At 65.2% G+C, this 12,137-nt stretch carries 11 protein-coding genes; 10 read left to right on the forward strand and 1 reads right to left on the reverse strand.

Translation table 11 applies throughout. The features are described from left to right. The first annotated feature begins 2 nt into the window (after positions 1–2). A complete protein-coding gene (locus ABIB06_RS03225) occupies positions 3–1,538 on the forward strand; it encodes a glucosamine inositolphosphorylceramide transferase family protein (protein ID WP_354044134.1) in 1,536 nt (511 codons plus the stop codon). Between the two features lie 58 nt (positions 1,539–1,596). On the opposite strand, the gene ABIB06_RS03230 is transcribed toward ABIB06_RS03225, so the two are convergent. After that, positions 1,597–2,520 carry a LysR family transcriptional regulator gene (locus ABIB06_RS03230; protein WP_279659824.1) on the reverse strand — a complete coding sequence of 308 codons (924 nt, stop codon included), beginning with the start codon at positions 2,518–2,520 and terminating at the stop codon, positions 1,597–1,599. Between the two features lie 108 nt (positions 2,521–2,628). Between ABIB06_RS03230 and ABIB06_RS03235 the strand changes: the two genes are divergently transcribed. From ABIB06_RS03235 to ABIB06_RS03275, 9 genes are read left to right on the forward strand one after another with little or no spacing between them, the layout of a single operon-like run. Beyond that, complete coding sequence (locus tag ABIB06_RS03235; RefSeq protein WP_247350212.1) at positions 2,629–2,952, forward strand: Dabb family protein; 324 nt, start codon at positions 2,629–2,631, stop codon at positions 2,950–2,952. Continuing rightward, positions 2,949–4,028, forward strand: coding sequence for a maleylacetate reductase (locus ABIB06_RS03240; protein WP_354044141.1), 1,080 nt, complete (start codon positions 2,949–2,951; stop codon positions 4,026–4,028). Before ABIB06_RS03235 ends, ABIB06_RS03240 begins: the two co-directional genes overlap by 4 nt. Before the next feature lie 4 nt (positions 4,029–4,032). Next, positions 4,033–5,406, forward strand: coding sequence for an amidohydrolase family protein (locus ABIB06_RS03245; RefSeq protein WP_354044145.1), 1,374 nt, complete (start codon positions 4,033–4,035; stop codon positions 5,404–5,406). A 20-nt stretch (positions 5,407–5,426) separates the two neighbouring features. Continuing rightward, a complete protein-coding gene (locus tag ABIB06_RS03250; protein WP_354044148.1) occupies positions 5,427–6,329 on the forward strand; it encodes an NAD(P)-dependent oxidoreductase in 903 nt (300 codons plus the stop codon). Positions 6,330–6,344: 15 nt separating this feature from the next. Further along, positions 6,345–7,229 (forward strand): intradiol ring-cleavage dioxygenase, encoded by an 885-nt coding sequence (locus tag ABIB06_RS03255; protein WP_354044150.1) that lies wholly within the window; start codon positions 6,345–6,347, stop codon positions 7,227–7,229. A 57-nt stretch (positions 7,230–7,286) separates the two neighbouring features. After that, complete coding sequence (locus ABIB06_RS03260) at positions 7,287–8,681, forward strand: FAD-linked oxidase C-terminal domain-containing protein (RefSeq protein WP_354044156.1); 1,395 nt, start codon at positions 7,287–7,289, stop codon at positions 8,679–8,681. Then, complete coding sequence (locus ABIB06_RS03265; RefSeq protein WP_354044160.1) at positions 8,678–10,204, forward strand: sugar ABC transporter ATP-binding protein; 1,527 nt, start codon at positions 8,678–8,680, stop codon at positions 10,202–10,204. The genes ABIB06_RS03260 and ABIB06_RS03265 overlap by 4 nt, the downstream gene beginning before the upstream one ends. Next, complete coding sequence (locus tag ABIB06_RS03270) at positions 10,197–11,147, forward strand: ABC transporter permease (protein WP_354044164.1); 951 nt, start codon at positions 10,197–10,199, stop codon at positions 11,145–11,147. The genes ABIB06_RS03265 and ABIB06_RS03270 overlap by 8 nt, the downstream gene beginning before the upstream one ends. Then, the gene (locus ABIB06_RS03275) at positions 11,144–12,121 is read left to right on the forward strand and encodes an ABC transporter permease (protein WP_247444889.1); all 978 of its coding nucleotides are present in this window, start codon (positions 11,144–11,146) and stop codon (positions 12,119–12,121) included. The genes ABIB06_RS03270 and ABIB06_RS03275 overlap by 4 nt, the downstream gene beginning before the upstream one ends. Positions 12,122–12,137 lie beyond the last annotated feature (16 nt).

The following is a 12,137-nucleotide window of genomic DNA, read 5'->3' on the forward strand; positions in this document are numbered from 1 at the left end:
ACATGATCATCGAGTTTCGCTGTGAAACTGAGCATGCGCGGCGGTGGATGGGCCGCGAGACGCTGTCGGTCGACGGCCGGGATGTACCGGTTCAGATCGCATGGACGGCAACGGCCGAGCCGCGCCCCACCGGTCTCGACGCGCTGTTCGAGCTCGAACGTTTGGTGTTGCACAAGGGCAAGCACAGCGGCGCCGACAGGCTGAAGATCAGTCCGGAACGGATGCAGGCTCGCGCCGGCACGGCCGACATGATCGTCGATTTCACCGGCGCCGCGCGGGATCCGAACTGCTCCGCCCGGCAGTATCTCCGCCCGCTGTTCAATGGAGCCGCAGGCGAAAACGCAGCCCTTACCGCCATTCTCGCCGGCGACCTGCCGGTGATCGAAATCGTGGACGAGGTCGACGGTGCAATCCTCGATCGCGGCCACCCCTCCGCCGAAATCGCGGCCGGTCTGAGCGGCGGCCTAGAAACGGTCATGGCGCGAACCCTGACCATGGTGGCGGCCATCCTGTCGGGAAGGCCGCGCATCGTGCCGCAGCTGGCACGCCCGGCCCGAGCCGGCAACGGCCGCCCGCCAGCGGCGTACGTCGCGCGCGGCCTCGCCGTATCGATCGCTAAGGAGATCTATCGCCTCTGCTGCTATGCCCCGCATTGGCATGTCGGATGGCGCTTCAATGATGGCGCAGGCGTCTGGCAGACCGGAGATCTCTCCGGGTCCGGCTGGAACGTCCTTGCAGATCCCGGAAACCACTTCTACGCCGATCCCTTCCCGATCACCTGGCAGGGCCGAACATTCGTCTTCTTTGAAGACCTCGACCACCGGGTTGGAAAAGGCATCGTGTCGGCGATCGAGTTCAACGACGCCGGCCCGGTCGGAGAGGTCGTCCCCGTGCTGGAGGAGCCTTGGCACCTCTCCTATCCATTCCTCATCGAGGACGATGGTGCGTTGTGGATGATCCCGGAGAGTTCGACCAATGGGGACGTCGCCATCTATAAATGCGTTCGGTTTCCGGACAAATGGGAGCGGCACGCGACACTGCTTTCAGGACTTGAACTCGCCGATGCGACGATCACGCGGCACAACGGCTTGAACTATCTGTTCGGGGCCTGGCGCGACGGCACCGGCGGGTATTCGGATTCGCTGGCGATCTATTACGCCGAGCACCTCATGGGCCCGTGGTTGCCGCATGCCAGCAACCCCGTCCTGATCGACCGCGCGAGCACGCGACCTGCGGGGAATTTCATTACCGTCAATGACCGATTGTGGCGACCGGTCCAGGATTGTGCTGGCGGATACGGAGCAGCGCTCGCCTTGGCGGAAATCGTCGAGTTGTCGCCGACGACGTTCAAGCAGATCGTCCGCCACTCCCTGAGGCCCGGACCGGCCTGGCCCGGCAGGAAGCTGCACACCTTGAACCGCTGCGGCCGGCTCGAGGTGATCGACGGATCGCGTGTCCAACCCAAGACCCGCGCCTTCACGAGCAAATTTCCGTCGCGCGTTTTGTCGCCGCGGACCAGCGCAAACTCGGCACACTGATCAATCGGCCCGCCAATCAACTGCCGGATCATGGCAGTCGAAACTCAAAGCGTTCGTCTCACTTCGCCGCGTCGATCCAGATCCCCGGCTGCGAATGCTCGCGGATGTGGGTGACCAGAAAGTCGGAAAAGACCCTGATCTTGGCGGGCAGTCCGGCACGGTTCTGGTAAGCGATGTTCATCGTCAGCAGCGGCAGCTCCCAGTCCATCAGAACCGGGACGAGACGACCCGCCGCGATATCGCTTTGCACGATGTAGAGCGGCTGGATGAGAATGCCGAGCCCTGCCAGTGCGGCGCCGCGGATGACTTGGCCGTCATTGCTGTCGAGCGTCGGCGTGATGCGGACAGTCTGCGCGCCGTTGCCCTTGCGCAGGCGCAGCGAATAAGGATCGTTGGCGAGATTGTAGACCAGCATGTTGTGGCGCGCGAGATCGGCGGGCTGTTCCGGCTCGCCACAGCTTGCGAGATACGAGGGCGCAGCAGCAAGCACACGCCGCATCTGGCCGATGCGGCGGACGATGATGTTCGAATCCGGCTCCTGCTCGCGCGTCCTGATCGCCACGTCGATTCCGGCCTCGATGAAATCGGAGTACCGATTGGCGGTGGTGATCTGCATGTTGAGCTTCGGATAGCGCGCGCGGAAGGCCGGCAGCATCGGCGCCAGATAGATCACAGCAAAGGACAGCGAACTCGTGACCCGCAGTGTGCCTTGCGGCGACAGCGCGCGGTCGCTGACGATGTCCTCGGCCTCCGCCAATTCGCTCAAGACCCGGCTGGAGCGCTCCAGCAGCTCCTGCCCCGCCTCCGTCAACCACAGCCGGCGGGTGTTGCGCTCGATCAGCCGGACCGCAAGCCGCTCCTCGAGCGCGCTGAGGTGGCGGCTCGCGGCAGCATTCGACATGCGCAGGGCTTCGGCAGCTTTGGACAGGCTGCCGAGTTCGGCCGTCTTGGCAAACACTTCGAGTTGGAGCAGGCGGTCCATTTTTTCGCAAATAGAAAAAGAGACTTGCAATTATTGGCCTTTATTTCCGCATCCCGCAAGTCAAAATGGCGCCAACACAAGCAAGATAGCAGGCGAGGAAACAGGGAAATGTCGGGCCCGATCAGGCACATCGTGATGTGGCGGCTGCGCGGGGAGACGCCAGCGGAGCGTTCCGCCGCCCGGATCAAGGTCAAAACCCTGTTCGAGGGGCTGCGCGGCAGGATCGACGGCCTCACCCATATCGAGGTCGGCGTGGATGTCAGCGATGTCGACTACGCCTGCGACGTCGTCCTGTTCTCCGAATTCACCGACCACGCCTCGCTCCAGGCCTACGCCACCCACCCGGAACATTTGCGGGTGCGCGAGGCGCTGGGCGACTTGCGGATCGGGCGCTTCCAGGTCGATTATCCCATCAAAGAGACCGGCGCATGATCGGTACGTTCACCTTTGAAAACCTGCCCTGCCGCGTCGTGTTCGGCAGCGGAACGCTGGCCTCGGCCAAAGCCGAGGTCGAGCGGCTCGGCGGCAAGCGCGCGCTGGTGCTGACGACGCCGCAGCAGGAGGCGCAAGGCAAGAGCCTGGGCGCGGCACTCGGCTCGCTCTATGCCGGCATCTTTCCGGGCGCCACCATGCACACGCCGGTCGAGGTCACGGAGCGGGCGCTCGCCGAGATGAAGGCATGCGAGGCCGACTGCGTCGTTTCGCTCGGCGGCGGATCGACCACGGGCCTCGGCAAGGCGCTCGCCTTGCGCACGGGTGTGAACCAGCTCTGCATTCCCACAACCTATGCAGGTTCGGAGATGACGCCGATCGTCGGCCAGACCGAGAACGGCCTGAAGACCACCGTACGCGACGCCGCCATCCTGCCGGAGACCGTGATCTACGATGTCGATCTCACTTTGACGCTGCCGGCGAGCCTGGCTGCGACCTCGGGCATCAATGCGATCGCACATGCAGTCGAGGCGCTCTATGCGCGCGACACCAATCCGGTCACGTCGCTGATGGCGGAAGAAGGCATTCGCGCGCTGGCACGTGCCCTGCCCGCCATCGCCGCCAAGAGTGACGACCGCGAGGCCCGCACCGAAGCGCTCTATGGCGCGTGGCTATGCGGCGTCTGTCTCGGCACCGTCGGCATGGCGCTTCATCACAAGCTCTGCCACACGCTCGGCGGCACCTTCGATTTGCCGCATGCCGAAACCCACACCATCGTGCTGCCGCATGCGCTGGCCTACAACGCGCCGGCCGTGCCCGATGCGATGGCACGCATCTCGCGCGCGATCGGTACTGCCGATGCGTCGCGCGGACTCTACGATCTCGCAAAGCGGCTAGGTGCAAAGCTTGCACTACGCGACATCGGCATGCCCGAAGACGGCATCGGCAAGGCTGCCGACCTGGCCGTCACCAACGCCTACTGGAACCCGCGGCCGCTCGAGCGCAACGCCATCCGCGACCTGATCGCACGCGCCTGGGCCGGCGAGCCGCCCGCCGACGTCAAAGCGGTGGCTTGATTCCATGCGGCGCACGCTGATCAAATCCGCGGTCATCATCAGCATGGATGATGCGATCGGCGATTTCAGCACTGGCGACGTGCTGATCGAGCGCAACCGCATCGTCGACGTGCGCCCATCGATCGACGTCGGCAGCAGCGCGGCCGAAACGGAGATCGTGGACGGCACCGGGCGCATCGTCATCCCCGGCCTGATCAACGCGCATATGCACACCTGGCAGACGGCGCTGCGCGGCTATGCCGCCAACTGGACGCTGCTGGAATATTTCCGCCGGATGCATGCCGGGTTCGCAACGGTCTTCCGGCCCGAGGACATTTATATCGCGACCTTGGTCGGCGCGTTGAACCAGATCAACCAAGGCACCACCACGCTGGTCGACTGGTGCCACAACAATCCGACGCCTGATCACACCGACGCTGCCGTGCGCGGCCTGATCGAGAGCGGCATCCGCGCTGCCTTCTTCCACGGTTCGCCAAAGCCCGAGCCGAAACCGGGCGAGCGGCACTTCTCGGAGGTGCCGCATCCACGCCGCGAGGTCGAGCGGCTGCTGGCGGGGCCCCTCGCCGACCGCGACGGCCTCGTCACGCTTGGGCTCGCGATCCTCGGCCCGCATTATTCGACGCTCGACGTCGCCATGCACGATTTCCGCATGGCGCGGGAGCTCAAGCTGATCGCATCGATGCATCAGGGCGGCGGTCCCGCGAAGACGCCTGATGGCTGGGAGAAGCTGATCGAGGCCGGCCTCGTCGGCGCCGGAATCAACATCGTCCATGGCAACGACCTGCCTGACGATCTGCTGGACCGGATGGTCGACCTCGGCGTGTCCTTCTCGGTGGCGCCGGAGAACGAGATGATCCAGGGCCATGGCTTTCCGATCACTGGACGGCTGCTCAAGCGCGGGGTGCGGCCGACCATCGGCATCGATCTGGAATCCGTGCTCGCCGGCGATCTCTTCTCCGCTGCGCGCGTTGCGCTCTCGACGCAGCGATCGCTCGACAACGCCGAGTCGCGAAAGGTCAACGGCACCATTCCGGCGACGACCACGATCCCCGTCCGCGAGGCACTACGCTGGATCACGACGGAAGGCGCGCGCATGCTCGGCCGCGAGAACCAGATCGGCTCGCTGACGCCGGGCAAGCTCGCCGACCTCGTCATCATTGATGCCAGCGATCTCAACCTCGTCCCGGTGCACGATCCCGTTTCCACCGTGGTGATGCAGACGAGCCTCGCCAATATCGAGGCCGTGATGATCGGCGGCGTCTGGAAGAAGCGACATGGCCGTCTGGTGGCCGACGGTCTGGAGGCGAAGAAGGAACTGCTCGTGCAATCCGGCCGGCGGCTGGTGCGCGACATCGAACGACAGGGACACGCCGCCTGAGGGCGTCAAGGACAACAACAATGACAGACGCGCTAGAGAACATCGCTTTCATCGGGATCGGCAAGATGGGCCTGCCGATGTCGGTGCTCGTCGCCAAGGCCGGTTACGCAGTGACCGCGTTCGACCGGAACGACGCACGGCTCAACGAGGCGCGCGCGCAAGGCATCTCGATTGCCGCTTCACCGGCCGAGGCCGTGCGCGGCAAGGCCGCGATCGTCACGTCGCTGCCGGACGACACGGCGTTGCGCGGCGCGATGCTCGGCCCGACCGGCCTCATCGCCGCAATGGCGCCGGCAGCCGTATTGATCGAGACCAGCACCGTGAGCGTCGAAGCCTCCACGGAAGTTGCAATCGCCGCGCAGGCGCGCGGCATTGCCTATCTGCGGGCGCCGGTCTCGGGCAACGCCAGCATCGTTCACACCGGCGCGCTGAGCTGCTTCGTCTCGGGCCCGAAGGACGCCTACGAAAACGCAAAGCCGCTGTTCGCCGCCTTCACCCGCGCGCAGACCTATCTCGGGCCCGGCGAGGAAGCGCGATATGCGAAGCTTGCGGTCAATTTGATGATCGCGGTGTCGGCCGCCATGATGGCGGAGAGCCTGGCGCTGGCGCGCAAGGGCGGCATCGGCTGGCAGGACATTCTGAAAGTTCTCGACGACAGCGCGGTCGCCTCACCGATGGTGAAGTACAAGACCGCGCCGTTGCGTAACCGCGATTTCGACTCGACTTTCTCCTGCAAGCAGATGGCCAAGGATCTCGACTTGATCCTCGGCGCCGGCCATGCCGTCGGCGTTCCGCTTCAGCTCGCGGCTCAAGTGCGCGAAACCTATGGCTCGCTGGTGGCGCAGGGCGACGGCGACACTGATTTCATCGCGACCGTCAAGCATCTGGAACGGCTGTCCGGGCTTGGCGAACCCAAACTCTGATCGGCGGAGGCACACATGCGTAACGTCAACGAGAACACGATCACCGACGCGGTGCTGGAGCGGATCGCAGGCGCGACCGATCCGCGGATCAAGCAAGTCAGCGAGGCGCTGGTGCGCCACCTTCATGCCTTCGTCCGCGAGGTGCGACCGACCCAGAAGGAATGGGACTACGGCATCGACTTCCTGACCCGCACCGGCCACATGTGCGACGACAAACGCCAGGAGTTCATCCTGCTGTCGGATACGCTCGGCGTCTCCATGCTGGTCGACGCCATCAACCATCCGGTGCCGGAAGGCGCGACCGAAACCACGGTACTCGGCCCGTTCTTCGTGCAGGCGTCGCCCGAGAAAAACAACGGCGCTGACATCTCCGGTCCGATGGAAGGCGATCCGATGCTCGTCACCGGCTCGGTGTCGACCGTCGACGGACGGCCGCTTGCCGGCGCCGTCGTGGACGTCTGGCATTCCGACGATGATGGCTCTTACGACGTGCAGCAGCTCGACAAGATCGGCGATCTCGCGATGCGCGGGCGCTTCCACACCGACCAGAATGGCCGCTTCAATTTCTGGTCGATCAAGCCTGCGGCGTATCCGATCCCGCATGACGGCCCGGTCGGCGACATGCTGGCGGTCCAGGGCCGCCATCCCTGGCGTCCCGCGCATGTGCATTTCATGATCTCGGCGCCCGGCTTCGAGCAGCTCGTGACCCATGTGTTCGTCGCCGGCGACCAATATCTCGACTCTGACGTGGTGTTCGGCGTCAAGGACAGCCTGATCCGCGAATTTGTGCGCTGCCCGCCCGGCCGTGCGCCGGATGGTCGCATGGTGGACAGCGAGTATTTTCATCTCAACTATGATTTCGGCCTGAAGCAGGTCGCGAGCAGCGCAAGAGCCGCTTAAACTGAACGACGGCGGACCAGACAAGAGTCCGGCAACAGGGGCAGACAGGGAGCAAGGATGGGACCGCGGGTCAGCACGAGCATATTGGCCGATCGCCTCACGGGCATGATCGGCCTGCGCGCGAGCGTCGCGCGTGGCGTGCTCGATCAGCATGGGCAGAGCGAGTCGCATTATCGCAACCTGCCGCCCGACATCGTCGTCTTCCCTGAAACCACGCAGGAAGTCGCCGAAATCGTCAAGCTGTGCGCCGGTGCGAATATGCCCATCGTGCCGTTCGGCGCCGGCACCTCGCTTGAAGGCAATGCGGCCGCGGTCGCAGGCGGCGTCTGCTTCGACTTCGCGCGCATGAACAAGGTGCTGACGGTGCACGACAGCGACATGGATGTCGTGGTGCAGCCGGGCATCACCCGGAAGCAGCTCAATGCGGAACTGCGCGGCACCGGACTTTACTTTCCGATCGATCCCGGCGCCGACGCCTCGATCGGCGGCATGACGTCCACGCGCGCCTCCGGCACCATGGCGGTGCGCTACGGCACCATGAAGGACAACGTCATGGCGCTGGAGGTGGTGCTCGCCGACGGCCGCGTGATCCGGACCGCCAGGCGCGCGCGCAAGTCGGCCGCCGGCTATGATCTGACGCGGATGTTCGTCGGCGCCGAGGGCACGCTCGGAATCATCACCGAGATCACGCTGAAGGTGCATCCGGTCCCGCAGGCGATCTCGGCCGCGGTGTGCAGCTTCGATACCTTGCATGATGCCGTCGACACCGCAATCTCCGTAATCCAGTCGGCGATCCCCGTGGCGCGTATCGAGCTCCTTGACGACGTCATGATGCGCGGTATCAACGCCTACGCAAAACTCGGCTATCGCGAAGCCCCGACCCTGTTCTTCGAATTCCATGGTTCCGAGACCTCCGTCGCCGAGCAGGCCGAGGCCGCGCAGGCCATCGCCGCCGATCATGGCGGCCATGGCTTTGCCTGGGCGAAAGCGCCGGAGGATCGCAGCCGGCTCTGGTACGCCCGCGACAACACGCTCTATGCGGGCCTCGGCCTACGCCCCGGCGCGCGTGCCGTGATCACGGATGTCTGCGTGCCGATCTCGCGGCTGGCGGAATGCCTGACCGAAGCCCGGCGCGACGCGGACAAACACGGTTTTACGGCGCCCATCGTCGGCCACGTCGGCGACGGCAATTTCCACATGCTGATCCTGATCGACCCGGCAAAGCCGGAGGAAGTCGAAGGCGCCAAAGCGCTCCAAGCCCGCATGGTTGCCCGCGCCATCGCCATGGACGGCACCTGCACCGGCGAGCACGGCATCGGGCTCGGCAAGATCGACTATCTCGCTGACGAGCTCGGCGAGGCCGTCGACGTGATGCGGTCGATCAAGCAGGCGCTCGACCCCAACGGCCTGATGAATCCCGGAAAGATCTTCGCAAGCGGAGCGCGCGCATGAGCACCGCCGCATTGGACATTGAACCCACCTCACCTGCCCCGCTGCTGGAGCTGCGCGGCATCAGCAAGGAATTTCCCGGCGTCAAGGCACTCGACGACGTGTCCTTTGCCGTCTTCCCCGGCGAAGTCCATATGCTGCTTGGCGAAAACGGCGCCGGCAAGTCGAGCCTGATGAAGGTGCTGTGCGGCGCCTACCGCGCCGATGCCGGCGAGTTCTACTACAAGGGCGAGCCGGTCGCGATCAACTCGACCGCGGATGCGCAGAAGCTCGGCATTGCCGTGATCTTCCAGGAATTCTCGCTCGTCCCCCATCTCGATATCGCCCAGAATATCTTCCTCGGCCGCGAGCCGCGGGGGCGCATCCCCGGCACGATCGATCGCAGCAAGATCCTCGCCGACGCCAGGCGTGTGCTTGGCATGATCGGGTTCGAGATCGATCCCTCCACCATTGTCGACAAGTTAGGGGTGGCGCAGCAGCAGATGGTCGAGATCGCGAAAGCGATCAGCCAGAACGCGCGCATCCTCGTGATGGACGAGCCGACCGCGGCGCTGTCAGACCGCGAGACCGAGCTGCTGTTCGCACTGATCGCGCGGCTGAAGGCCGACGGCGTCTCCATCGTCTACATCTCGCACCGCATGGCCGAGGTGTTCGGGCTCGGCGACCGCATTACGGTGCTGCGCGACGGCCGCCGCATCGACGGCGTTCGCCCTGCCGACGTCACGCCGGACCAGCTCGTCCGCATGATGGTCGGTCGCAACGTAGACATGACCTATCCGCGTAATTTTTCCGACAAGCCCGGCGAGCTGCTGCTCGAGGTCAAGGGGCTGAGTGCCTCCACCGGAATCTCCGACATCAATATCGAGGTGCGCCGAGGCGAGATCGTCGGCCTGTGCGGCCTGGTCGGATCGGGCCGCAGCGAGGTCGCGCGCGCCATCTTCGGCGCCGATCCCGTGAGCTCAGGCGAGATCTTCTTCGACGGCAAGGCTATGTCCGGCGAACCGGATCTTGCCGCGCGCCGCGGCATTGCGCTGATCCCGGAGAGCCGCAAGAGCGAGGGTCTCGCGCTGCTGCGGTCGGTCAGTGACAATCTGGTGGTATCGGCGCTGCGAAAGCTGTTCCCGAGCGGCCTGTTCGACCAGCGTGGCGCGCAGCGCACCTCCGACGGCTTGATCCAGCAGCTGCGCATCGCGACGCCAAGCGCACGCCAGACCGTCGGCCTTCTTTCCGGCGGCAACCAGCAGAAGGTCGTGATAGGCAAATGGCTGGCTGCGGGATCAACGCTCTTCATCTTCGACGAGCCGACCCGGGGCATCGACATCGGTGCCAAGTCTGAAATCTTTGCCCTGATCGATCGCCTTGTCGCGGAAGGCGCGGCGGCGCTGATGATCTCGTCCGAGCAGGTCGAGATCTGCCATGTCTGCGACCGCGCCTATGTGATGCGCGAGGGGCGCATCGCCGGGCACCTGACGCGCAGCGAGCTCACCGAGGAGAACATCGTGCGACTGGGGATGCATCATGCGTGAGGCCGCCGTCGTTTCACAGTCCAATCCACTGCAACGCATTCCCGGCGTCGCCATCGTGCTGGTGCTTCTGATCGCGGTGTTCGGCGCCATCGCGCCCGGCTTCCTGTCCGTCGCCAACCTCTCCAACGTGCTGGTGCAGTCGACCATCCTGACCATGCTCGCGCTGCCGATGACGCTGATCATCATGACCGAGGGGCTTGACCTGTCGATGGGCGCGGTGCTGACGCTGACCTCGCTCTGCGTCGCCATCGTTTCGCTCGCGACCCACTCGATGCTGCTGGGCCTCGGCGCGGGCCTGCTGGTCGGCGCGGCCTTCGGCACCGTCAACGGCTGGCTGGTCGCCATCCTCGGCATCCCGCCCTTCGTCGCGACGCTCGGCACCCTCGGCATGGCGCAAGGCCTGTCGCTGATCGTCAGTGACGGCCAGAGCGTGGTCGGCATTCCCCACAGCGTGCGCGACATCTATTCGGCGACGCTGCTGGGCATTCCCGTGCCGATCGTGATGGCGCTGGTGACCTATGCGGCGTTCCACGGCCTGCTCTATCACACCCGCTTCGGCACCTACATCTTCGCACTCGGCGGCAACCGGGAGGCGCTGCGCTATGCCGGCCTCTCGCCGAACCGGCTGCTGATCGCGGTCTACGCGATCGGCGGCGCCATGGCCGGCATCGCCGGTCTCTTGATGACTGCGCGCATGAATTCCGGCCACCCGACGGCGGGCCTCGGTCTCGAATTCGATGCGATCGCCGCCGTTGCGGTCGGCGGCACCTCGTTCGAGCGCGGCAATGGCTGGCTTCTCGGCACCGTGCTCGGTGTCGTCTCGGTTGGTGTCTTACGCAATGGGCTGAACCTGATCTCGATGCCCTCCTCGGTGCAGGTCGCAAGCGTCGGCGTGCTCGTCATCGTCGCGCTGTTTCTGGATGGCCTGCGGAGCCGCGCATGACCGACATCAGCAAAGACGCCATCGCGCCGCCGCGCTCGTTCCTGTCGCAGGACGCGATCCAGGTATTCTATCGCCTGCTCGCGGCGCTGCTGATCTGCGCGGTGCTGGCGGTGCTCAGCGATTCCTTCCTGAGCCTCGGCAACATCCTCAACGTGCTCAGGCAGGCGAGCCTGACCTTCTTCATCGCCTCCGGCCTAACCCTGGTGGTGTTGACCGCGGGCCTCGATCTCTCTGTCGGCGCCAATGTCGCGCTGTCGGCCTGCATCGCCGGCACCGTGATCCACAAGACCGGCTCGCCCGCGCTCGGCATCCTCACCGGGCTTGCCTGCGGCGGCATCGTTGGGCTCCTCAACGGAATCATGGTCACGGCGCTGCGCATCCCCTCCTTCATTGCCACCTACGGCATGCTCTGGGTGCTGAACGGCCTCACCTATTGGTACATGGCGGGCGAGACCCTGCACGGCTTCCCGGCGGGCTTCCGCCAGATCGGCAGCGGCTATCTGTTCGGCCTGCCGATCCCGGTCTACCTGCTGCTGGTGTTCCTCGGGATCGGAACGCTGTTTGCGCAGCGAACGATCTGGGGTCAGGAGATCTATGCGATCGGCGCCAATCCGGTCGCGGCACGGCTCTCCGGCATTCCGGTCGCGCGGCGCCTGCTGCTGGTCTACGCGGTATCAGGCACCATGGCGGGGCTCGCCTCGATCATCTTCCTGTCGCGGCTCAATTCGGCCGAGGCCGACATCGGCGAAAGCCTGACACTGCCCGCGATCGCAGCGGTGCTGATCGGCGGCACCTCGCTGTTCGGCGGCGTCGGCACAGTCTTCGGCACCTTTATCGGCGCGCTGATCCTGACGCTGGTGCTGAACGGCATGAACCTGTTGTCGGTCAGCGCCAACTGGCAGCCGCTCGTCACCGGCATCATCGTCATTCTCGCGGTCTGGCTCGACATGAAGACCCGCCGCCGCGCGCAATGAGTTCTGGAGTTCCAAC

Origin of the sequence: Bradyrhizobium sp. LB8.2 (genome assembly GCF_040548035.1) — a bacterium.
Classification (GTDB): Bacteria; Pseudomonadota; Alphaproteobacteria; order Rhizobiales; family Xanthobacteraceae; genus Bradyrhizobium.

Coding starts and splice junctions, on each gene's coding strand:
- ABIB06_RS03260 (WP_354044156.1), top strand. CDS start 7,287: ATGGGACCGCGGGTCAGCACGAGCATATTGGCCGATCGCCTCACGGGC.
- ABIB06_RS03230 (WP_279659824.1), bottom strand. CDS start 2,520: ATGGACCGCCTGCTCCAACTCGAAGTGTTTGCCAAGACGGCCGAACTC.
- ABIB06_RS03250 (WP_354044148.1), top strand. CDS start 5,427: ATGACAGACGCGCTAGAGAACATCGCTTTCATCGGGATCGGCAAGATG.
- ABIB06_RS03225 (WP_354044134.1), top strand. CDS start 3: ATGATCATCGAGTTTCGCTGTGAAACTGAGCATGCGCGGCGGTGGATG.
- ABIB06_RS03275 (WP_247444889.1), top strand. CDS start 11,144: ATGACCGACATCAGCAAAGACGCCATCGCGCCGCCGCGCTCGTTCCTG.
- ABIB06_RS03235 (WP_247350212.1), top strand. CDS start 2,629: ATGTCGGGCCCGATCAGGCACATCGTGATGTGGCGGCTGCGCGGGGAG.
- ABIB06_RS03270 (WP_354044164.1), top strand. CDS start 10,197: ATGCGTGAGGCCGCCGTCGTTTCACAGTCCAATCCACTGCAACGCATT.
- ABIB06_RS03255 (WP_354044150.1), top strand. CDS start 6,345: ATGCGTAACGTCAACGAGAACACGATCACCGACGCGGTGCTGGAGCGG.
- ABIB06_RS03240 (WP_354044141.1), top strand. CDS start 2,949: ATGATCGGTACGTTCACCTTTGAAAACCTGCCCTGCCGCGTCGTGTTC.
- ABIB06_RS03245 (WP_354044145.1), top strand. CDS start 4,033: ATGCGGCGCACGCTGATCAAATCCGCGGTCATCATCAGCATGGATGAT.
- ABIB06_RS03265 (WP_354044160.1), top strand. CDS start 8,678: ATGAGCACCGCCGCATTGGACATTGAACCCACCTCACCTGCCCCGCTG.